We start from the raw sequence: 22,912 nt of genomic DNA, 5'->3' as shown, positions 1-22,912 counted from the left end.
TTATTGGCACATCGCTACATATTGAAAATAGCGCCTAGTGCATTGTCTATTATTTCATCGAAATTGTGCAATTTCGTGGCAACCTTGCCATTATTCGAATATAATACGGTTTTTTGCAACACTGCTGGCAAGCATATCGCGAAATACGCTACGAATACGCTTCATAAACTCGCCTGAAAGGCCAGTTCATCGCTGTATAGCGTCTTGCGATACTAAACCGAAAAAGTACGGTTTAATCGTATGCCGCACCCTCCTTACTTAATGCACCAGGATCCTTAATGACCACAACTGTCGACATGACATTTAAAGACCTCAATTTACCAGAACCTATCTTACAAGCCCTTGAAAAAGTTGGCTACGAGAAACCGTCTCCTATTCAAGCTGAGAGTATTCCTCTTTTACTTGAAGGGCACGATTTACTCGGTCAGGCACAGACAGGGACAGGAAAAACCGCTGCGTTTGCCCTGCCCATGTTGGCAAATATCGATCCTGAGCAACGTAAGCCGCAATTACTGGTATTGGCCCCAACCCGTGAACTAGCTATTCAGGTTGCCGAGGCGTTTCAGGTTTATGCGAGCTTTAGTCAAAAAATTAAAGTACTTCCCGTATACGGCGGTCAATCGTATGACAACCAAATTCGCCAGCTTAAGCGCGGCGTTCAGGTTGTTGTAGGCACACCTGGCCGTATCATCGACCATATCAAGCGCAAGACATTAGACCTAAGTGAACTTAAGTTCTTAGTGCTAGACGAAGCTGACGAAATGCTTCGTATGGGCTTTATCGATGACGTTGAACTTATTCTTAGCCATGCACCAGAAGAGCGCCAAACCGCGCTGTTCTCGGCAACGATGCCAGGCCCAATCAAGAAGATTACGCAGCGTTACTTGAAAGACCCTAAGCACGTTAAAATTGCGTCTAAGGTCAGTACGGCTAGCACTATCCGCCAGCGTTATTGTCAAATAGCACCCCATCATAAGCTTGAAGCGTTAACCCGTATCATGGAAGTGGAAGTGTTCGACGGTATGATCATTTTCGTACGTACGAAAACTGCTACGGTTGAACTAGCAGATAAACTTTCTGCTCGTGGTTACGATGTAGAACCGCTAAACGGTGATATTCCTCAGGCAGCGCGTGAGCGTACTGTTGAAAAACTTAAACAGGGTAAAATTGATATCCTTGTTGCTACCGACGTTGTAGCCCGTGGTCTTGATGTTGAGCGTGTAAGTCACGTTATCAACTACGATATCCCGTACGACAGCGAATCCTACGTTCACCGTATTGGTCGTACTGGTCGTGCAGGACGCCAAGGTGACGCAATCCTGTTTATTTCTCACCGTGAAAAGCGCTTGTTGTTCTCTATCGAGAAAACCACTAAGCAGCCTATTGAAGCAATGCCAATTCCTTCAATTAGCGAAATTAATGAAACCCGTTTAAGCCGCTTCAAACAGTCAGTTGCTGAAGCAACCCAAGACGATAGCATTGAATCATTAATGCCTATTGTTGAGATGATTAAAGAAGAAAACGAAGCGTCTCCTGAAGTATTGATGGCAGCACTGCTTAAAATTGCGCAAGGTGACGAGCCGTTAATTCTTAAAGAATCAGATCGTCCAGATATTAATAGCAAGCCTCAGCGCGACAATCGTGAGAGAAACTCTCGTGATCGTGATGGCCGTGAGAGAAAGCCGAGAGTACCTCGTGGAAACCGCAAGCCTGAAGAAGGTATGCAGCGCTTCCGCATTGAGGTAGGTCACGTTCATGGTGCGAAGCCTGGCAACATCGTTGGCGCAATTGCTAATGAAGCAAACATAAACTCGAAGCACATTGGCGCTATCGAAATTTATGACAATTTCAGTACGGTTGACCTTCCAGAAGGCATGCCTAAGGAAACGCGCGATACGCTACAGGGCACCCGTGTTGCTGGCCAGCGTTTAAATATCCGCGAATGGTCAGATACGCCACCTGCTAAAGGTCGTGGCGATCGCGGTAACCGTGGTGACAAAGCGCCTCGCGGCAATCGTGAAGACCGCCCAAATCGCGGAGACCGTAAGCGTAAGAACTAAATAGCAATATATTCAGCCTTTATATAACTAATAGAAATATAAAGGCTGTTTTCGTTGTTTTCTAATTAAAAAGAATTGGCGCAAAATAGTGTCAGTTCTTTTTTTGTATATGAAGCTAAGAAAACCTTTATGGATTACTTTCCGTTATTCCTAGATGCCAGAAAGCTCGATGTCCTAATTGTTGGGGCTGGTGAAGTGGCAGCCCGTAAGCTAGAGCTTATTATGAAGACACCTGCGACCATTACCATAGTGGCGCCTTGGGTTTGCGATACGGTAAAGCAGTTGGCACTAAGTGATAAAGTGACTCTCGTAGAGCGGGCGTTTGAAAATAGTGATCTCACCCATAAAGATATGGTTTTCATTGCCACCGACAAAGGCGATGTTAATCAACATATTCACGACTTAGCGCGCGCTAACAAGGTGTTGGTCAACGTGGTGGATAATACGCCGCTTTGCCAATTCATCACCCCCTCTATCGTTGACCGCTCTCCCATTGTTATTGCTATGAGTAGTGGTGGTGTAGCGCCTGTTTTGCTTCGTTATTTACGTCAAAAGTTAGAAACGGTGCTGCCCGCAAACTTAAGCCGCCTTGGGGCATTTTCTGAAAAATTCCGCGAAAAAGTTAAGCGAACGCTTAACGGTGTAACCGCCAGACGCTACTTCTGGGAAGACGTACTTGACGGCGACATTGCAGAAATGGTTGAAAAGGGTCAAGACCAAAAAGCTGATGAAGCGTTTAACTTAGCATTACACGCTGCTGCTCAAAACAAAAAAGTGGAAGGCCAAGTGTATTTGGTGGGTGCTGGCCCAGGCGACCCTGATCTACTTACTTTCAGGGCGTTGCGCCTAATGCAAAAGGCCGATGTGGTAGTGTACGACCGTTTGGTATCGCCACAAATTCTTGAGCTTGTACGCCGTGACGCTGAGAAAATCTACGTGGGTAAGGCCAAAAGCAATCACACGCTTCCTCAAGACGACATCAACCAATTAATGGTTGATGAAGCTAAAAAAGGCAATCGCGTGGTGCGTTTAAAAGGCGGTGATCCGTTCATCTTCGGCCGTGGTGGAGAAGAAATTCAAACCCTTATTCAGCACGGCATTGAGTTTCAAGTGGTTCCAGGTATTACCGCAGCAAGCGGAGCGTCAAGCTATGCAGGCATTCCGCTTACTCATCGCGACCACGCACAATCAGTGGTGTTTGCCACCGGTCACTTAAAAAATGGCACTATCGACCTTAACTGGCCAGCCCTTGCACAGAAGAATCAAACCGCTGTGTTTTATATGGGTTTAACAGGCTTGCCTATTATCTGCGAAAAGCTCATTGAACACGGTCTTGATGCCAATACCCCTATCGCTTTAGTTCAATCGGCGACGACCGAAGAGCAGGCGGTACTAACAGGCACACTGAGTGATATTGTGGCTAAGCAAGAAGAGGCGCAATTACAGCCTCCTACACTTATTATCGTCGGTTCAGTTGTTAGTTTACGTGACGAACTAAACTGGTACCAATAATCCCTTCCTGCCCCTTTGTGTAAATAAAGGGGCTCTGTACCAGCTTTCCGCTTTAGAACATCGGCTTTTACTTACCAATTCAATATTGCTCTGCCGCCAATTTCCAAACCTGCTACCAACTTCTGCCCCAGTAATTTTGCTCTGTATTATTGGCAGTAACCAACGCTGCCTGCACTCGTAGTTAATTGCGTTATTTCCTGAATACCGACTAATTATGTAAACGTTTCCCCTTACATTTAAGCTTCATTTAATATACATTTAAAAAAACAAAATAATTAACATTCTGTTTTCATAAAGTAGGTTTTGGGAAAATATGCATCAAGCGAACAGCCCCATTCGTCGTATCGTTGTTGTTGGTGGTGGTGCCGCTGGCTGGTTAACCGCGTCAGTAATCGCAGCTACGCACAAGCACGATGACAATATCAGTGTCATATTGGTTGAATCGCCAGATGTCAACATATTGGGTGTAGGCGAAGGAACGTGGCCTACCATGCGCAGTACACTTCTTAAAATTGGTATCAGTGAAGAAACCTTTTTAGCCCAATGTAATGCGTCCTTTAAGCAAGGTACCAGTTTTCACAATTGGCGCTCAGACACCGTTGAGCATCAGTACTACCACCCTTTTAGTTTACCTTTTAGGTATTTTGAAAGCGATGTCGCGGCGTGGTGGCAAGGCTTTGCAGCAGAACAAGATTTTGCGCACGCTGTGTGCTCCCAGCCCGCACTATGTGACCACCACTTAGCGCCTAAACAGCGTCAAACACCTGCGTATGCAGGCATAGCTAACTACGGTTATCACCTTGACGCAAACAAGTTTGCAACCCTACTTCAAAAACATGCTAAATCGGTTTTAGGTGTTCAACATATTGTCGATCATATTGATGATGTGGTTGGCTCACCAGAAACCCCCATGACAGCAATTGTAGGTCGTGAACACGGCCATATTGCTGGTGATCTCTTCATAGATTGTACAGGCTTTGCGGCAAGGTTAATTGGTCAACATTACGGTATCCCTTTGATGTCTTGCTCCAACGTACTGGCTAACGATAGTGCTATCGCAATCCAAGCTCCCTACGTTGACAGCGCCGTTGATATTGCCTCTACTACGCATTCTACAGCCCAAGATAATGGCTGGATTTGGGACATTGGTTTGTCTTCACGAAAAGGCGTCGGATATGTGTATAGCTCAGCGCATTGCGGTGAAGATGAAGCAAGAGCAACACTGGAGACCTACTTAAAGCACGACCAAAAAACCGCTGATGTGGATGTTAGCAAAGCGAGAAAGATTACATTCTCACCGAGTTACCGCAAAACGCTGTGGGTAGAGAATTGTGTCGCCATTGGCACATCCGCAGGTTTTCTGGAACCTTTGGAAGCGTCGGCGCTTGTCATGATTGAATTATCAGCCACACATATAGCGAAACAGTTGCCTAGAACATACCAAGAGTGTAAAGCGGTGGGTCGACAGTTTAATCAGGCCTTCGGCAAAAAATGGGAAAGAATAGTCGACTTCTTAAAGCTTCATTATGTGTTGAGTGAGCGTGAAGCTTCTGCTTACTGGCGTGACATGCGAAGCCTGGATAGCTGTTCTACCCAGCTAAAAGATTGGTTAACCCTGTGGAAAAGCAGAAGCCCTATCTCATCTGATTTTGAACTTCGTGAAGAGCTATTTCCCGCGGCAAGCTATTCGTTTGTTTTATACGGAATGGGCTTTAAGTCGCAGTACAATGATATCTATCAAGCGAACTTACATACGCCTAAACAGCGCCAGGCCTACGCAAAACATGTACAAGATATTCAGCAACAACTCAGTGGCTTACCCACTAATCGACAGTTTTTGAATCAAATAGCGCACTCCCAAGGTACTTAAATGCGTCGTTGACTCTCTCTTACCTCTGTTAATGTTATGTGCTGACAACTTTGTTTGGCAGGGCCTTCAAATTAGACTTTACCTTGTTTTTTTCATTATGACGCGCATACTCACGACATGAGTAACTAATTGTTGCAATAATCTGACAATCTCAATGAACCTTTACACCAACTCGAAGAAAAAGGACATTTGGCGCTTTCTTAGTAAGGTGACACGATACCTTGGTTTTGCCACGTTTTTTATGGTTGGTAACGTTCATTACGCAATGTCTGAACAAGTCGCGTTCAAAAGAACAAAAACAGACACTGGTATGCAGTTCTATTATGAATGGATAGATGGTGAACAACAGCGCCATGACCTCACGTTTGAAATTCCGTTCGAATCGATTAAAAACCTGCCGCTCAGGCAGGCAAATTACAAGCCCCAAATAGCACAACGACACGTGACAGTTGCGTTGACTAAAGCAGCAAAGGCTATCGATCCCAAGGACGCAAAAGTAACAATCAAGCCCATGAGAGAAGCCATTAATATTAACGTGTCTGGGACTAACGAGGAGAAAATAGAAGACGTTCAAGCGCATCTACGTGAAGTACAGCAAAACGCTTACGATAGCTACTTGCATGAACATTACTTCACTCGCTTTACGACCATATTTAACCAAAGTGCCATAAAGCCAGATCACCTGCGTTACATCTCTGAGTCAGTAAAACCTTTGGTGTCCGTTTCTCAAGCGTTTTACGAGAAAGTCGCGTCTGAGTCAGATTCAAGAGCCTATTTTTCTTTAATTCTCAGTTGGCTGCAAAGCATCCCTTACGACACGTTAGAAGATAGAGTAGTGAGTAATGGCTCTGGTTATGCGCCGCCCATAAGTGTGCTTATGCAGAACCTAGGGGACTGTGACAGTAAAGCAGTGTTAGCGTCTTCAATGGTAAGAGCTTTTTTACCCAATACGAAGATGATAGTGCTTTACCTGCCCAACCACGCCTTGCTTGGAATTGCATTAACTCCAAAGGCTGATGACAGAACCGTAGAGTACGACAGTAGCACTTACGTACTCTACGATCCAACCGGCCCCGCACTCATTCCTTTCGGAGAGGTCTCTGAAAGTACCGAGCGCTATATTGTTACCGGGCGCTATCAAATAGAAGTAGTAGAGTAAATGTCATCTACATTTGTTTTGCTTCCCCTGAATAAAACATCACTTCACTGCCAATAACATTGTCAGTAGATTTATCGGCAATAACAAAGCGAACAGACTGCATGACATGATACATTGGCGATTGTGCTTCAACTGAAAACGGCACGTTTCGCTTTTCGCCCGGTGCTACATCTATAGTTGGCACGTTGATCAGCTGCATATCTGAAGGCGAATCAATAGTAATTTCATAGGTTTTTGCGATACGAGATTTATTTAAAATTGTGAGCGTGTAGGTGTTTTCAATGTGACCCGCGTTGTTCTCTCTATAAAGCGCGCTACGGTCACGGCTAATTGATGCCTCGAAGTCCTGCCTGTTTATAGCCCATTCGCCCATTGCAAGCAGTATGGCTATGATTGCAGTGCCATATAGGTAATTGGTGAATTTACGGCCAGAGTTTCTGCCGGCTCGTGCAAAATTAATCAGTTTGAGTGGATAGCCAAATTTGGCCATGACCTTGTCGCACGCATCAATACATAAACCACAGTTAATGCACTCGTACTGAATTCCTTCACGTATATCAATGCCCGCTGGGCACACTTGAATGCATAGACTACAGTCAACACAATCACCTAAGTATTTGTGCTGTGAAAAACGCTTCCTTGGCCCGCGACTTTCTCCTCTCGTTTCGTTGTAAGTGACCAATGATGTACTGTTATCAAACATTGCCGCTTGAAAGCGAGAATAGGGGCACATATGCGTGCACATTTTCTCTCGAAGCCAACCGGCATTGGCATAAGTACAAACAGCAAAGAACATTGTCCAGCCTGAAATTAACGCCGGCGCAGAGAGAGTAAAAAACTCTTTATATAAACGCGTTGCAGGATAAAAATAGGACATAAAAACTAGCGCAGTAATAATACTTAATACCAGCCACGCGAAGTGTTTCAACGACTTCACTGCGGCTTTATGTAGCGAGCCAGGCTGTTTATCTAATGCCTTACTTTGATTATGCGTACCTTCAATACGGCGCTCTACCCAATTGAAAGCGAGAGTCCACACGGTTTGAGGACATGTAAAACCACACCATACTCGCCCGTAATGACGGGTTACTAAAAATAGAGCAAAAGCCGCAAGAATAAACAGAAAAGCAAAAATCATGAGGTCTTGTGGATACAACACCCATGCAAAAAGCGTGAGGGTTTGACGACCCACGTCAAACAAAATCGCCTGCTGCTCTTGGTATTGCATGAAAGGTAATGCAACAAACAGCGTCACTAATACTACATTCAAGTATCGGCGTATTTTTTGAAAGTGCCCGGTTTCCTCACGGATATAGATCTTTTTGCTTTCTACGGGTGTACAAGCAATGATGTCTTCTTGCCGAATTTTAACTGCCGTCATTAGCTTTCTCCGAAAATTTTGCGCTAATGGTAGGGATTTAAGGGCGTTAAAATAGAAACAGATTAGGGGTTTCTTTATAGATCAGTTGCTACAACTTTTAAGGCGTAGATATTTAAGATGTATGTTTTTTTATTTCAAACCTACGTCCTATACAGCATGTGGAAAAACATCGTTTGCGTTACTCATAACTATAACGCGTTATTTATGAAAGACTTTTTATAAATAAAGAAAGCTTAAGCAGTTGATTGCGCTTCGCTTCATTCAGAGTAAACGACGCGTTTAAACGAAAACAATGGTTAAACTCATTGGTTAAGCTAAACAGCTTTCCAGGCGCAATGGTGATGTGTAAACGCAACGCTTCTTTATAAATAGCCATTGCATCAACATGCCCCCTGCATTCCACCCACAAAAAATAGCCACCGCTATGTGTGTGAATAGTCGCAACGTCTGATAGAAGGTCGGTAAGCAGCGCCGTTATCGTCTTCTTACGAGCGATGAGTTTTTTTCGCAGCTGCTTTAAATGAGACTCGTAATTTTTTGTTGATAGATAATCTACAAGTGCAAGCTGTATCGGTGCGCTGGTTGCCAATGTACTCATAAGCTGCTGTTTTTGTATTTCAAGGGCACGCTTACCTGCGGCGATCCACCCTATTCTGTACCCTGCCACTAAAGATTTGGAAAAAGATGAACACAACATGCTATCTCCCTCTTTCATAAAATGCTTAATTGGCAGAGGTGGACGCTTATCAGCATAAAGCTCGGCATACACATCATCTTCAATTAGGGCAACATTGTACTTTTCGAGTAACGCGGCCACCTGCTGCTTTTCGCCGTCGCTCAATGAGTATCCAACAGGATTTTGAAAGTTGCTCATAAGCCAGCAGGCTTTCACATTATGATTTTTAAATGCGCGCTCAAGTGCAGCTACATCCAGGCCAGTGTTGGGTGATACCGTTACAGTAATCGCTTTTAGACCTAAACGTTGAAGCGCCTGCAGTGTTCCGTAAAACACCGGCGACTCTACCACCACCCAATCTCCAGGTGTGGTGCACGCCTGCAAACTTAAATTCAACGCTTCCAATGCACCCGCGGTAATAATGATTTCATCAGGCGAGATATTCATGCCTTTGGCTGCGTAGCGCTTAGCGATGATTTTTCTGAGGTTAAGGTTACCTGGAGGCAAGTTATCCATGGCGCTGGTCAACGAAATTTGCTGGGCGGCGGCTGCAATGGACTTATTTAAATGTTGCCTTGGATAAAGGCTTGGGTCGGGGTAAGCAAACCCTAAACTGAACATGTGAGGGTCGCGAGAGGCCTGTAGTACTTCATACACAAAGTCGTTGACGCTGACGGCTTCTGTGGCCTGTACACGTTCCTTTGAGGCATTGCTCGCTTTAGCTGTTACCAGAAAGCCCGAACGTTCTTGGGAACTGACGATGCCTTGGCTTTCTAACATCTGATAGGCGTGCAGCACTGTCATTAGGCTGAAGCCTGTTTGCGCTGCCTGTTTGCGAAGCGAAGGGAGCTTTTCATTTTCTACCCACACGCCGCGCTCAATCTGCTCTTTAAGCTGGTGAGCTAAAACTTCGTATTTAGCCACGTTATACTCCGATAGTTCCCACTAGCGGAGTATAACAGTGAGGAAAGTATTCTGTTATAAAAACAATACTGCCAATTTACGCGTTATCTTCGGTTAAAGGTTCTCTTCTGCAAAACTCGCTAGCCGGCTTCTTACCACACCGTCTAAGTTGATAGTGGCACTGCCTGAGAAGTCTTTAAATTTCTCAACCAAATAAGTAAGCCCAGAGGTGACTGCACTCAGATAGTTACTGTCAATCTGCGCTAAGTTTCCGCCCACTATTAGCTTAGTTCCTTCACCACAGCGTGTGATGATCGTTTTAAGCTGTGATGCTGTTAAGTTCTGCGACTCATCCAAAATCACAATGGCATTTTGAATGCTTCTACCCCGCATAAAGTTAACTGATTTATACTGAATGTTGGCTTTTTCCATGATGTAATTCATCGAGCCTTTCGTGTTCTCGTCATGCTTGTGAAGCACTTCAAGCGAGTCGGTAATGGCCGCCAACCACGGCAGCATTTTTTCTTCTTCCGTTCCCGGTAAAAAACCAATCGACTCAGCAATTTCCGGCGTGCTTCGCGTAACAATGATCTTATCGTACATATTGCGCTCTACCACCATTTCAAGCGCAGCGGCGAGCGCTAGTAGCGTTTTACCACTACCGGCAGGACCTGTGAGAATAACCATATCAATGTGTGGGTCTAGCAGCGCATGGAGCGCCATGGCCTGCCCTATATTTTTGGGTGTAATGCCCCAGGCGTGACGACCCATTAAGCGTTCGTAACCTAAATCCAACACCTCTAGATGGTCGTCGGTGATCTCTTCTACTAAACCTGCAAACTGTTTAGTTTCGTCGAGCAAAAACTCGTTTACATACGCTTCTGGCAACATAGACTTGGGGATAGTGTGAATAGTGTCGCGCCCTTCGCTGCGGCTATCCACGCTTTTTACGCTGTCCCAAAAATTACCTTCAAAGATATGAAAACCGCGAGATAGATACTTGATATCAGTAATTAACTGGTCGGTGCGGTAGTCTTCAACATGCGCGAGGCCTGCCCCTTTCGCCTTAAGGCGCATGTTTAAATCTTTAGTAACCAACACCACTTTTTGCGGCGCGAACGTCTTTTGCAAGTGCAGCGCTACGTTAATAATACGGTTGTCGTTTTCATTGCTGGTAAAGACTTGCTGGGCTTCGACCATATTAAGGTCGGCAAATATAGATAGACTACCTGTAGGTGCCGTTTGACCCGCGCCTAACCCTTCCATCGATACACCGGCAAGCATATCTTCTGGCGTTGCGTCGTGGAGTAAATCCTCCATAGCCCGAATGGATACCCGTGCATCACGCGCCACGTCTTTTTTGCTGTCTTTGATGTAGTCGAGCTCTTCCAATACTGTCATTGGAATAACCACGTCGTGTTCTTTAAAGGAGAGAAAAGCGTGAGGTTCGTGCAGCAGAATATTGGTATCGAGGACGTAAATCTTAGTATCGGTAGAATTTTTTCTTGGCATCCTTCACTCCGGTAAATAAAGCCAGGTTAGACGTATTGTTCATTTATGAACGCATGCGCTAACAAGCTACAGTTACGGTTGTAGGAGAATGCCGCTCGAAACAGGACTTCTTCCCCTACTCGCGTCGACTGAGAAGCAGTACTACTCTTTCTGCCTCACAGGTTCGTCTGTTAAATTAGCGAACCCTTAATTCCACCATAATCCAGTTTTTGAGATTTAGCACTGTTTTTTCTTTTTTATTTTTCGTTAGAGCAAGTGAGAAGCGACGAACAGTCCCTTCACGTTATATGAGATAGCACAGCGCTCCCATTCTGCATTAAACAAGAAACTGGCATACTTGGTCGTAACAAATGCTCACACTTTAACTACAGTTAGCGCAGTTTTAACTGCGTTTTTAATACCCAAATAGGCTAAGGTGTATTTGTTAAAGCGGTGAATTAAACACGGGTGCTAACCCAATGCCACAACACCTCAATAAAGTGGATGCGTTTAAATTAATAACACTCAGGGAAAGCTCATCTATGAATTGGCTTAACATCACAAAAATAAAAACGACCATAAGCATGACGTTAGCGCTACTAGCGTGCTTTAACGTTGAAATTGCATGGGCGAATAGCCAAGCGCACAATGATTCTTCCCCTTCTACCATTCTAATCAACGTTGAGAAAAGCACGGCTGACACGTCTGGAAAATGGGTAGTCACTTACACATTAACTACGCCAGCAAAAAAGCTGGCTTTTGTTAGAAACCCAGATACATCAAGAACAACACGTTGGTTCGCGCAAGACAACGACATAGAAATCATCTTTGATAACTCCAAACACCAAGAACTTGTGCGCTCGAAGTCAGGCAAGTCCCTCTCTACCGTGTCATTTTTACTGACGCCCACCTATAAACATTTGGGTAAAGATTATGCGCCATTTTCTCCTTTTTCTGATGGTGGAAATGCCTTTCACTCTGGGCGACTGTTTGCTTGTGCTAATGCCTGTACTGAAGAAGATAATAAATGGCACCTGACACTCAATGTTCCCAGTGATGAACACATTGTGTTGAATGGCAAAGTAATGAAAAGCAGCGTGTCGTGGACAGATAACAATGATGGAAGAGTCGTGTATGTGGGTAAGCAACAGCCAATTATTACCGATGATGTGGTTGCTCTAATTGATCTCGGGCTTCCTGAAAGCATTAAAGCTTCGTTAGAAGAAGATATACCCAACATGATGGCGTTTTTCTCCCATTCTCTTAATCCGCTTAAGGGCGAAAAGCCCATGTTACTTGCCTCTTACGCAAACGTAGACGATCACTCTACACAAGGCGGAACACTACCTAACCAGATATTTATGCATTGGAACAGACAAGACTTAAATGAGCAGGCCGATAACAGCAGCTTTGTTAACCAAACACTTTGGTTCTTTGCTCACGAAGTCACCCATTTATATCAGCCCGGCAGTACCGAAGGTGTATCAGAAAACGAGGAGCAGTCTTGGCTGCACGAGGGCAACGCCGACTACTTTGCGGCAATCGCCATGAACTTCCTCTACGAAGACGCCAATAGCTATGTTGAAAGCCGAATGACCCGCGCTTTCGAGAGCTGTACTGAAGGGCTGACACAGACTACGCTGGCTCGTGCTTATAAAAACGGGCACTTCAATCTTTATTATTCATGCGGGATGATAATGCACCGCGCCATCGATAGCGTGGTGCAACAAAAAACGTTAAGTGAGGAGTCGCTGTTCACCGTATGGAAGCGACTTCAAAAAGCAGTGAATAGTGGCATGCCGCCTGGCACGGCGACGTTCTTAACCTTGTTAGAACCCTACAATGCACCTGAACTTATAAAAGCCATCAACAATGCAACGAGCGATGATGCTTTCAAAGCCATTCAAGGAATTGAAACTTTGTACCAGTTACCTGAGTAGGCTACTTAATGAAGTAGCCTATTGCTTTATATTCGCCATCAACTTCCACCATAGAAAGGGTCTCTACTTTCATTGTGGTCTGGGAATCAAAGTCAGTGGTGAACGACAAAATCAGGTAGTTTCCTTTAGGCAATCCCGGCAGTGAAGTTGGCGCTTGTGCTAACGCAATTTCTCTCGACTTGGCTACCCCCAATGGCTCCCTGACTAGCTGCATCGCCTCGGTCCATTTAGCTATTGAAATACCGCTTCTAAAAATAGCCCCACTCTCTTTCCAGCTTTGTTCATATTCACCGCTGTCGATAAGTTCCAGCCAACTTGTTGCATCTTCAAGGACTTCGCTACTGACATTAACTGGCTTGCCTTCTTCAATTACTTGGTTGCTACCATTGTTCGCATTGACCGTTTGCGCATAATAAATAGCTACAAATAAACTGATGGCGAGCGCTAGCGTGATCCAAAGAACATGTTGGGGATTCAACGACGTTGGCTGGTCAAGCTGCTGTTTAATTGCATGATGAGCTGTGGCATTCTCGCCCGCAGTAGAAGTTTGCGAAGTTGGCTGCTTTTGGGCATGACTTGTGGTGGCGTAGGATTCCTCCAATAAAAGTCCATCGGGCGTCGTTTCGAAAACCGAAGCAAGTGCGCCTATTGAATCGTGTGATGCAGATTGTGTTTTCTCAATTCGCTGAATAGTACGCAAACTCAATCCAGACACATCTGCCAGATGCTGCTGACTCCATGCCTTAGCATTGCGAAGTTGTATAAGCTTTTGACTGTCTACTTTCATATCCATCTCGCGCTTCCTCCTGTTAGCTGCGCTTCACATACGTTAAAAACGTAACGCGGTTAACAGTAAGAAATATCCATGGTCAGTGATACGACAGTTTTACGCCAACCCTGTGACAAAGCAAGCCTGATAGGCACGTTAACGTTCTAATTCTTTTGCTACCAGCATTCTCGTTGTGAAGCAAAGAAGGCCTACTAGTGCTAATCGTATTGTTAACGCAGAGGCATAGGTACTCAATCACGCCCCCACCTGCAACCGTAAATCAAATGAGCTAGTATTAATGACTTATCACAACGCAATGCGTACAATACCGCCCCCCGAAAAATAGGTTGGTGATTTATGAGTTCAGATAGTCAATTTTCAGTTGGTCAGCGTTGGTTAAGCAACACAGAAATAGAGCTGGGGTTAGGCGTCGTTATTGGTAGCGACTTCCGTTCAGTTGAAGTGTTGTATCCGGCAACAGGCGAAGCGCGAAAGTACACTAAACAAGACGCCCCGCTTACGCGACTAATTTTTGAAATTGGCGAAACGGTCAAAAGCCAAGACGGCTGGGAAATGACCATTACAGAAAAAGAAGAAAGCCAAGATCTTTTCATCTATCACGGGCTTCGCGAAGACACCAAAGCGCAAGCGCGATTACCTGAAACCATGCTAGACAGCCATATTCGCTTGAACCAACCTGAAAAGCGTCTGTTTAGCCAGCAATTAGACAACCCTAAATGGTTCGACTTACGCGAACGTGCTCTAGATCATCAATACGATTACCTGCGTTCAAGCACTATCGGCCTTGCAGGTGCGCGCATATCGCTTATTCCGCACCAGCTCCACATTGCGTCAGAGGTAGGCGGCAGACATGCACCTCGCGTATTGCTTGCCGATGAAGTAGGTCTGGGTAAAACCATTGAAGCCGCGTTGATTATCCACCAGCAGCTTAAAACAGGCCGTGCAGAACGCGTGCTTATTTTGGTTCCAGACTCGCTCATGCACCAATGGTTAGTTGAAATGCTTCGCCGCGTTAACCTTCCTTTTGCCATTTACGATGAGAGTCGTTGCGAAGCAATTGAGAAAAGCGAAGGCTTAGAAGATGACGAAACGTCTGACGCGAGCGCTGTGAATCCATTTGAAAACGACCAGCTGGTACTTTGTAGTATCGACTTCCTAAGCAAGAGCGAAAAACGCCAGCAGCAAATTCAAGCTGCAGGATGGGATTTAATGGTTGTCGATGAAGCCCATCACCTTGCGTGGTCAAGTGAGGCTCCCTCTGCCGAATACCTGTGTGTAGAAGCGCTAGCCAACCAAACACCTGGCGTACTGCTTCTAACCGCAACGCCTGACCAACTTGGTCACGAAAGCCACTTTGCCCGCTTACGCCTGCTCGACCCGGCCCGCTTCCATAGCTACGATGCATTCTTAGATGAAGAATCGAAATACAGCCAGCTGGCCGATGCGGTAGCGCCATTACTTTCAGACGCCGAGCCTAACGACAAACAGCGTAGCAAACTTGCTGAATTCGCGCCTGACGTAATGGAACATGCGGGTGATTTAAGCTCGCCGGAACATCGCCATGCATTGCTGCACCAGCTTATCGATTGTCACGGTACAGGTCGTATGTTGTTTAGAAACCGCCGCGCCAATATCGAAGGCTTTCCGGAGCGTAAATTAAGCGCTTATGAACTGGCTTTGCCTGAGGTTTATTCAGATGCAGTGAGCGGCGGCGACTTAACCTATTCACTGTACCCTGAACGTATGGCAAGCGTGGTTAACAGCTGGACCAAGCAAGACCCGCGCGTTGAATGGCTGCTTGATTTCATGCAAAGCGTTAAGCCAGAAAAGATTCTGCTTATTTGCGCAAGCGCCCGTACAGCGCAAGAGTTAGGTGAGGTTATTCGCACGCAAACCGGAATTCGCCACAGTGTATTCCACGAAGGCATGAGCATTGTGGAGCGCGACAAGGCGGCCCATTATTTTGCCGATGAGGAAGACGGCGCACAAATTCTACTGTGTAGTGAAATTGGTAGCGAAGGCCGTAACTTCCAGTTCGCTCACCATTTGGTGCTGTTCGATTTGCCTATTACGCCAGATCTGCTTGAACAACGTATTGGTCGTCTTGACCGTATTGGTCAAACCCAAACCGTACAAATTCACGTGCCGTATTTGGCGAAAACCGCGCAGCACGTATTACTAGATTGGTATCACGAAGGGCTGAATGCCTTCGAAAAGACCTGTCCCACGGGCTCTGGCGTATTCGATGACGTTAAGCCTTTGCTTATTGGTGCCTGCTTACACCCTAACGATATGAGCGCGCGTGACGAGCTAGTTAACATGAGTGTTACGCTTAATAGCCAGCTAGTGGCGCAGCTTGAAGCCGGTCGCGATCGTCTTCTAGAGCTTAATGCCTCGGGTGAAGGCCGCGTAGAACAACTGCTTGAAGACATTATTACCCTTGATAGCGAACAAGATTTGTCGCGCTTTATGGGTCGTGTATTCGATGCTATTGGTGTTCAGCAGGATGAAAAAGGCAATGACTGCTTTATTCTCATGCCAACCGAGTCGATGGTGAGCCAGCTTCCAGGTCTTGACCCAGAAGGCATGACAGTCACTTACAAGCGCCGTGTTGCCACCACGCTAGAAAACGTGCAGTTTTTAAGTTGGGATCATCCACTTGTGCATACCGCTATTGACGTAGTACTTACTGACGTACACGGGAAAAGCAGCATGGGCTTTATTGCCGAGCCTTCTTTGCCAAAAGGCGCTTATTGGATAGAAACGCTGTTTGTGCTGCAGGCGCAAGCGCCTAAAGCGCTTCAGTTAGGTCGCTTCTTACCGCAAACGCCTGTGCGAGTTTGTTTAGACGCACAAGGGAATCCGTCTGAGTTAAGCTTCGACGTTAAGCGTAAGATTGGACGAAAGATCTCGGCTCAGTTGTTAAAAGCCTTACAGCAACCGCTTGAGCTTGCTATTGAAAAAGCGCGTAAGCTTGCCCACCAGGAAGCTAACCAAAAACAGCACGATGCACTTAGCAGCATGCATAGCACGCTCAATGAAGAAATACAGCGTTTACGAGACCTTCAAAAGCGTAATCCAGCTGTTCGCGACAGCGAAATTGAGTTTATCGAAACACAAATGAATGCACTAGATAAAGTCATTCAAGAAGCTGACGTTCAGCTAGACGCCATTCGCATTGTGGTAAATAACCCGTAACCTTAAAAGGTTAAACATTCAAAAGCGTCTGTGAAGTAACGAGTACATAATGGCGAACCCAAGTTTTGTCTATAACCCACCGATGACACCTTATCTTGATATTTTGTATCAAGATGAGGATATGGTGGTTGCGCATAAACCTAGCGGGCTATTGAGCGTTCCGGGGAAAGCACTAGCGCACCGCGATTCGCTGATTAGCCGAGTGAATCGCGTCTATCCCACCGCCACGGTAGTGCATCGCTTAGACATGGCGACATCGGGTATTTTAGTGCTGGCACTTAATAAAGATAGCCACCGTCATATATCAAAACAATTTGAGCTCCGTCAAACTAAAAAGCGCTACTTCGCCCGTGTACATGGGCATGTAGAACAAGACAGCGGAGAGGTTAACCTTCCACTCATTTGCGACTGGCCAAACAGGCCAAAGCAAATGGTAGACTTCGAGCGCGGTAAAAAAGCAGTGACGCACTTCGATGTTGTCGAACGCACGCAAGATGACAAAGGGCTGCCCTACTCTTTAGTTGCCCTTTATCCCATCACCGGGCGCTCTCACCAACTGCGTGTTCATATGCTAGCCTTGGGTCATCCTATTTTGGGGGATAGACTCTATGCCCACGAAGAAGCGTTATCCATGGCATCTCGCTTACAGCTTCATGCGGAAAGCTTAAGTTTTTCACATCCAACACATGGGCACTGGCAGCACTTCCAAATTCCAATCCCTTTTAGCCAATATCGTCCCAACGCACTTGCTTTAAATGTTGAATAGCGTTTTAGCGCTAATCAACATTTTCATGAGACTTCATTTTAGTTTGGAAACAACCTGCCGATAACCTCTAGTGTAAGGCTTGATGTATGAATTGAATTGATGCGATCCAGAACGCACGATTCCAGATTTAGGTAAAGGCAAACCACTTTTTTATGAAAAGGCACGCTCTCCCTTTAATATTTTCAGTTATTGCTTCGCTGCTGCCTATCACAGCGCACTGTGACTTTTTCACAGATGTTAGTCACGCCTATCTACCTGGAGAAGTTAAACCCTTGATGGTTGGGGAAGTAGAAACCCCCATTATTGAAGTTGAAGCTCAAACACCGTTACCTTTGGGCGTTGCTATCATTCTCACTGAAGCATTTCCCTCTAGTCTGACTCTCGCACAGGGAGATAGTTTAGCCAGCATACTTGCCGAAAAGGGCTGGAATGTAGTGATAAGCCCATTCAATCTGCCCGTTAATGCGGTTAAACAACAAAGTCCACCTGAAGAATCGACAGACACCGTGTCTTCAGATCCTGAAACTGCGTCAATGTCAGCTTTCAATATTCACCCCAGAAGCAATCAACTTACGCAGTATCTTAGTTTTGAATCGGCAACGTCGGCGATGAACTTACAGCTCAACGCATTGGATAATTATCTACAAAATAGTTCAGGCTACCGTATGGTTATCGCACAAGGCATGCTTGCCACAACTTACTTGTCTGTGGTTGAGCAACAGCCTCAACTTCACCCAGACACATTCGTCGCAATTTCACCTTTTTGGCCTGAAGCATCAACAAATACATTAGTTATAGATAATATAGCGCGCTCCACTTTTCCGATTTTAGATTTGTCCCTAAGTGGATTTAACGATTGGGCGAATAGCACTACACAAAAACGGAAAGTGAGCGCAAAAAACGCGCTAAAAATTCACTATCGGCAAATAATTATCCCAAAAAACTTATTAGCCTTTAGTATAAAGGAGTTTCAAAATTCCCCTTATATTCAAATGGTTGCAAATAGCACTATCGGTTGGACGCGTCACCTAGGCTGGTAATTCTCTCGTTAACCCATTACGCTTAAATAATATCCAAATCCATTACCTACATTTAATAATGTAAATAGCAAGCCTCTGCCTTAAGCAGTTGAATGGTTATGAACTATAATACTTTCAGTAAACATAAACGGTTGAGTTATTTGTGAGTGTTCAAGATTTCGTAGATAACAAAGCAAAGCAGCTATGTTTCTATTTGAGAGCTTTTTGGCAAGGTGAACTTCCTATCGAGGAAATCGAGCTGTTTTTTTGGGATAGTATGGAAGAATGGGGTCAAATTAATTGCACCTTAACCCAGCCCTATACACAAAAAGAACGGGTTTTTTGGCACCTACTTCACCAAGTTCACTACTGGAATGAAGACAAGCTGATTAACGATCAGTTCCTTGTAGATGAACTAAACAACTGCGTACAATTCCTTGAAGGTTTGGGTCACTGTCCACTTGACTGCGTCGGTATTCGTCCGTAGTAACACTTTCACTTTAACGCGTTATTGCTTATCACTGTGGTTCGTGGCTCAATAAGCTTTTGTATTCTAGCCTAAGGCCGCAGTTTTGCTTAACGCATTAAAAACGTTCAACGACAAACGATATCTCAGCATTTTTCTCTTCGGCATTTCCAGTGGCTTTCCTTGGATCATGATTGGTTCAGTGTTATCCGCTTGGCTTAAAGATGAAGGCTTGTCTCGCTCGGCCATTGGCTTATTCGGCATTATTTTCGCAACTTATTCATTTAATTTTCTCTGGTCTCCCCTTGTTGACAAAATCAAGCCTCCTTTATTAGGGCAACGGCGCGGTTGGATTTTCGCTATGCAAGGCTGTGTAGTTTTACTGTGTTTTGTTATGTCTCAACTCACCGCAGACCAAGATTTGTTTTATGTCGCTTTAATTGGGCTGCTCATAGCCGTTGCGTCAGCCACACAAGATATTGCCATTGATGGTTTTCGCATTGACTGTATTGCCCAAAACGATAAAGACGGTATGTCTGCGGCTTCTTCAGTAGCCACCGCTGGATGGTGGACAGGCTATGGCGGGCTTGGTGCTATTCCATTCTTTCTGGCTGACCTTACTTCTTGGACCTGGCCTAACATTTATCTATTACTCAGTGTTATTATGGCTCTGTTGATGTGCGCTACTTGTTTGGCAAAAGAGCCACACATAGATAGAGACGCACTACTCAAAAAGATAACTGCTGTCGAGGCGGGAACATCACCTGTTCTTCACTGGTTACAAACTACCTTGGTCACGCCATTTGCCGAATTTTTCAATAGAAATGGCGTTAAATTAGCAGCATCATTTTTATTGTTTATTTTTCTTTTTAAAATCGGTGAAGCCTTTCTAGGTAGAATGAGTATCGTTTTCTACAAAGAAATTGGCTTTTCCAATAGTGATATAGCCACTTACTCAAAGCTACTTAACTGGTGGGTAACGATTGTATTTTCACTGTTAGGTGGATTGGTTAATATTCGCTACGGTATTTACCGTGGGTTAATGACTGCGGGTGTCGCCATGGCTGCGTCAAACCTGTTGTTTGCACTAATTGCGCAAACAGGCCCTTCCACGTCGCTTTTAGCCGTGACAGTTATTGTCGATGGCTTTACAGGTGCTTGGAGCACGGTTGCGATGGTCGCTTTCATTTCACTTTTATGCAATCGAGCGTTCAGTGCAACCCAATACGCTCTCATGGCTTCTTTGAGTGTAGCAGGCAGAACGTTGGTTGCCTCTAGCAGCGGCTTTGTAGTAGATAGCCTTGAAGGGAATTGGAGCTTGTTCTTTATTCTCACTGCCGTTATGGTAATTCCAAGCCTTTACTTCTTATATTCTATCAGACACCACATAAAGCGCGTTGAATCTGCGTAATTTTCTCTACTTCCTTGCAAGTTAACGTGAGTTGCCTACATTTAAGGTAAGTGACTCTACCGCAATATACTTGCAAGGATGAACGTTGAGCTCAAACCCGGCTGGCCAGTCGCAGCGCAAATCATCAATCTCGCGTACATTCGCATCTTCGAAAGTGAATGTTACAGCGCTGCTTATCGCGATCACAGTCATCGTGGTTTTAATCGCGCTAATGAGCAAGCAACAGGCACTGATTGAAACCTTGAAGCATCAAAGTTATCTAGAGGATAATATTCTCGCTACGGAGTCCCGTATCAATCAGTTTAAAATTCAAATTGAGAACAGCCCGTTCCCTGAGGCTATTCCTTATACTGGGCTAAAGCTAGAGCTACAGGTTACTTTTCAAGGTATATCCGAATATGTGCGCAACCATGAAAACCTTGATGTCGTGCCCACTGCTTTGTCGCAAGAAGACTTTTTGAGAGCACAGGAAAGTCTCAATAGTGCATCCGCGAAACGTATCACTACAACAACGCTAGACCTACTCTACACGCTTATTGAAGTACCGGTAGCCGACGCCACCCAATATATTCAACTGCACTTCAGTCTTTTCCCTATGTTTAAAGCGATACAGGCAAAAGAAAATGCAATGCTCCTTAGCATACAGAGTTTGCGTCATAAAATGTTGCTCACTACCGTCTCGGGCGCAATTTTTGTTGTAATTTGGTATTTCATTGTATGGCTTTTCAACAAGAGTAATACACAGAAAATATCTAAAAAGTTTGCAAGATCTAAGCTGAGGCTCTCCGTCGTAGATGACGAACGGGATTTGCAAAACAAAAGGTTTCTACAACTTATTAGTCATGAATTCAGAGCCCCAATAAGCGCAATTATTAGTGCCCTAGAACTTATTCCTAACATGGAAGATCAACGTGGCAGGCTAATTCAACAGGCCGAGCAATCAAGCTACCGACTCCTCAATCTAACCAACAACCTTACCGAGGTGTTGTCCAATAACATCGAAGACGACTTACACCTTTCAGATGTTGATTTAATCAGCCTGCTTGACGAATGTATCTCGCCGTTTTCTGTAAGAGTAAAAGATAAGAAGATTGAGTTTAATATGCACTGTAGTCACAGTGTGCCGCAATACGCAGAAACTGACGCTATGGCTCTTTCGAAAGTGGTGACGAACATACTTGACAATGCTGTTAAATTTACGGCCAACGGTCTGATCGATGTCACTGTCACTACGCTGGTAAAAAACCAAGGTATTTTTCTTGTCATCATTATCAGTGATACAGGAATAGGTATTGATGAAGCGACGCAAAAACGGATGTTTGAACGCTTCTATCGCGGTGAGCATTCAACTGGACAGCGGTACCCTGGAGCAGGCATTGGCTTATCTGTCGCTAAACGCAGTATCGATAAGCTGGGCGGTTCACTGCAGGTTTCAAGTACCGTGGGCGTTGGCTCAGAATTTAAAGTTTCAGTGCCTCTAAAACCCGTTGAAGACCTTACTGCTACGAATTCAGCACCGTCTAATGCCACTTTCGCTGTGGTAGACGATTTGGAGATATCACGGCTGCACTTACAGTCAATTATTACAAAAGAAGGCTTTGGTGCGCGCACATTTTCATCTGGCGCAAACTTGCTTAACCTGCATGAAGAAACACTCCAGTTTTCAGGTATCATTGCCGATTTATATATGCCGGGCATGAATGGTCTTGAACTGGTGAGGACGCTCAAAGCGATTTTTGGGCAACGGGTACCGCCAGTAATTGTACTATCAGCGACGCCAGATATTGCCAATATTATTGCCAATAGTGAATTACCCATCTATCAGAGCTTTGTTAAACCTATCGATAGAAACAGGTTTGTAGATGCGCTACATCACCTCACCGCAAGTAACGCAAAAGTTATCGAAGCCGAGAAAAAAGCCAACGTATTACTGGTGGAAGATGAGCCCATTAATGCCGAAATGGTTGGGTATATGCTTCAATGTATGGGCCACCAAGTCACCGTGAGTTATACTGGAGACGATGCGATAATTAGAGTAAGTGAGAGTGCGTTTGACTGTGTGTTACTAGATATCAACTTGCCGGACATTAACGGTTTGGAAGTCGCTAAAATAATGAAAGAAGGGCGCCCTGATCTCCCTATCATCGCGCTTACCGCCAATGCTCACAGGAATGATAAAGAAGCGTCTTTGCAGGCAGGCATTCGTTACCATTTGGTAAAGCCCGTTACTTTTCAAGAGCTAAAAAACACCTTACGTCTGGCTCTTTAGC

At 45.0% G+C, this 22,912-nt stretch carries 15 protein-coding genes; 11 read left to right on the top strand and 4 right to left on the bottom strand.

All coding sequences use genetic code 11. The features are described from left to right. The first annotated feature begins 278 nt into the window (after positions 1 to 278). The 4 genes from V7R42_RS04395 to V7R42_RS04380 all read left to right on the top strand — a co-directional run bounded on the left by V7R42_RS04395 (position 279) and on the right by V7R42_RS04380 (position 6,601). Positions 279 to 2,060, top strand: coding sequence for a DEAD/DEAH box helicase (locus V7R42_RS04395; protein ID WP_334018998.1), 1,782 nt, complete (start codon positions 279 to 281; stop codon positions 2,058 to 2,060). A 129-nt stretch (positions 2,061 to 2,189) separates the two neighbouring features. Further along, positions 2,190 to 3,572 (top strand): siroheme synthase CysG, encoded by a 1,383-nt coding sequence (cysG, locus tag V7R42_RS04390; RefSeq protein WP_334018997.1) that lies wholly within the window; start codon positions 2,190 to 2,192, stop codon positions 3,570 to 3,572. 313 nt (positions 3,573 to 3,885) lie between these two features. Continuing rightward, positions 3,886 to 5,442 carry a tryptophan halogenase family protein gene (locus V7R42_RS04385; protein WP_334018996.1) on the top strand — a complete coding sequence of 519 codons (1,557 nt, stop codon included), beginning with the start codon at positions 3,886 to 3,888 and terminating at the stop codon, positions 5,440 to 5,442. Positions 5,443 to 5,707: 265 nt separating this feature from the next. Then, a complete protein-coding gene (locus tag V7R42_RS04380; RefSeq protein WP_334018995.1) occupies positions 5,708 to 6,601 on the top strand; it encodes a hypothetical protein in 894 nt (297 codons plus the stop codon). A gap of 7 nt (positions 6,602 to 6,608) precedes the next feature. Here the strand turns inward: V7R42_RS04380 and ccoG are convergent, their stop codons facing one another. The 3 genes from ccoG to V7R42_RS04365 all read right to left on the bottom strand — a co-directional run bounded on the left by ccoG (position 6,609) and on the right by V7R42_RS04365 (position 11,073). After that, positions 6,609 to 7,982, bottom strand: a complete 1,374-nt coding sequence (gene ccoG, locus V7R42_RS04375) for a cytochrome c oxidase accessory protein CcoG (protein WP_334018994.1) — start codon at positions 7,980 to 7,982, stop codon at positions 6,609 to 6,611. A gap of 202 nt (positions 7,983 to 8,184) precedes the next feature. After that, complete coding sequence (locus V7R42_RS04370; protein WP_334018993.1) at positions 8,185 to 9,582, bottom strand: aminotransferase-like domain-containing protein; 1,398 nt, start codon at positions 9,580 to 9,582, stop codon at positions 8,185 to 8,187. Between the two features lie 93 nt (positions 9,583 to 9,675). Further along, a complete protein-coding gene (locus V7R42_RS04365) occupies positions 9,676 to 11,073 on the bottom strand; it encodes a PhoH family protein (RefSeq protein ID WP_334018992.1) in 1,398 nt (465 codons plus the stop codon). Between the two features lie 521 nt (positions 11,074 to 11,594). Here V7R42_RS04365 and V7R42_RS04360 point away from each other — a divergent pair. Further along, entirely contained in the window at positions 11,595 to 12,992 is a 1,398-nt protein-coding gene (locus V7R42_RS04360) for a hypothetical protein (protein WP_334018991.1), read from the top strand. 1 nt (position 12,993) lies between these two features. Here V7R42_RS04360 and V7R42_RS04355 read toward each other — a convergent pair whose 3' ends face one another. Continuing rightward, positions 12,994 to 13,785, bottom strand: a complete 792-nt coding sequence (locus V7R42_RS04355; protein ID WP_334018990.1) for a DUF4019 domain-containing protein — start codon at positions 13,783 to 13,785, stop codon at positions 12,994 to 12,996. Positions 13,786 to 14,118: 333 nt separating this feature from the next. Between V7R42_RS04355 and rapA the strand changes: the two genes are divergently transcribed. From rapA to V7R42_RS04325, 6 genes are all read left to right on the top strand, one after another. After that, a complete protein-coding gene (rapA, locus tag V7R42_RS04350) occupies positions 14,119 to 16,980 on the top strand; it encodes an RNA polymerase-associated protein RapA (RefSeq protein ID WP_334018989.1) in 2,862 nt (953 codons plus the stop codon). Between the two features lie 49 nt (positions 16,981 to 17,029). After that, positions 17,030 to 17,746 carry a bifunctional tRNA pseudouridine(32) synthase/23S rRNA pseudouridine(746) synthase RluA gene (rluA, locus tag V7R42_RS04345; protein ID WP_334018988.1) on the top strand — a complete coding sequence of 239 codons (717 nt, stop codon included), beginning with the start codon at positions 17,030 to 17,032 and terminating at the stop codon, positions 17,744 to 17,746. A 152-nt stretch (positions 17,747 to 17,898) separates the two neighbouring features. Beyond that, positions 17,899 to 18,786: a DUF3530 domain-containing protein gene (locus V7R42_RS04340; protein WP_334018987.1), complete on the top strand. Its 888-nt coding sequence runs from the start codon at positions 17,899 to 17,901 to the stop codon at positions 18,784 to 18,786. Positions 18,787 to 18,928: 142 nt separating this feature from the next. Then, positions 18,929 to 19,252 carry a hypothetical protein gene (locus V7R42_RS04335; protein ID WP_334018986.1) on the top strand — a complete coding sequence of 108 codons (324 nt, stop codon included), beginning with the start codon at positions 18,929 to 18,931 and terminating at the stop codon, positions 19,250 to 19,252. An 85-nt stretch (positions 19,253 to 19,337) separates the two neighbouring features. Next, a complete protein-coding gene (locus V7R42_RS04330; RefSeq protein WP_334018985.1) occupies positions 19,338 to 20,642 on the top strand; it encodes an AmpG family muropeptide MFS transporter in 1,305 nt (434 codons plus the stop codon). A gap of 85 nt (positions 20,643 to 20,727) precedes the next feature. Further along, the gene (locus V7R42_RS04325) at positions 20,728 to 22,911 is read left to right on the top strand and encodes a response regulator (protein ID WP_334018984.1); all 2,184 of its coding nucleotides are present in this window, start codon (positions 20,728 to 20,730) and stop codon (positions 22,909 to 22,911) included. Position 22,912: the final 1 nt, after the last annotated feature.

Source organism: Alteromonas sp. S015, from assembly GCF_036864485.1.
Taxonomy (GTDB): domain Bacteria; phylum Pseudomonadota; class Gammaproteobacteria; order Enterobacterales; family Alteromonadaceae; genus Alteromonas.
Note: the sequence above shows the minus strand (reverse complement) of the source record. Positions and strands in the feature narration are given on the sequence as shown.

What these genes read in the sequence shown, in the direction of transcription:
- V7R42_RS04395 (WP_334018998.1), top strand. Translation starts at nt 279, where the DNA reads ATGACCACAACTGTCGACATGACATTTAAAGACCTCAATTTACCAGAA.
- cysG (WP_334018997.1), top strand. Translation starts at nt 2,190, where the DNA reads ATGGATTACTTTCCGTTATTCCTAGATGCCAGAAAGCTCGATGTCCTA.
- V7R42_RS04385 (WP_334018996.1), top strand. Translation starts at nt 3,886, where the DNA reads ATGCATCAAGCGAACAGCCCCATTCGTCGTATCGTTGTTGTTGGTGGT.
- V7R42_RS04380 (WP_334018995.1), top strand. Translation starts at nt 5,708, where the DNA reads ATGTCTGAACAAGTCGCGTTCAAAAGAACAAAAACAGACACTGGTATG.
- ccoG (WP_334018994.1), bottom strand. Translation starts at nt 7,982, where the DNA reads ATGACGGCAGTTAAAATTCGGCAAGAAGACATCATTGCTTGTACACCC.
- V7R42_RS04365 (WP_334018992.1), bottom strand. Translation starts at nt 11,073, where the DNA reads ATGCCAAGAAAAAATTCTACCGATACTAAGATTTACGTCCTCGATACC.
- V7R42_RS04360 (WP_334018991.1), top strand. Translation starts at nt 11,595, where the DNA reads ATGAATTGGCTTAACATCACAAAAATAAAAACGACCATAAGCATGACG.
- V7R42_RS04355 (WP_334018990.1), bottom strand. Translation starts at nt 13,785, where the DNA reads ATGGATATGAAAGTAGACAGTCAAAAGCTTATACAACTTCGCAATGCT.
- rapA (WP_334018989.1), top strand. Translation starts at nt 14,119, where the DNA reads ATGAGTTCAGATAGTCAATTTTCAGTTGGTCAGCGTTGGTTAAGCAAC.
- rluA (WP_334018988.1), top strand. Translation starts at nt 17,030, where the DNA reads ATGGCGAACCCAAGTTTTGTCTATAACCCACCGATGACACCTTATCTT.
- V7R42_RS04340 (WP_334018987.1), top strand. Translation starts at nt 17,899, where the DNA reads ATGAAAAGGCACGCTCTCCCTTTAATATTTTCAGTTATTGCTTCGCTG.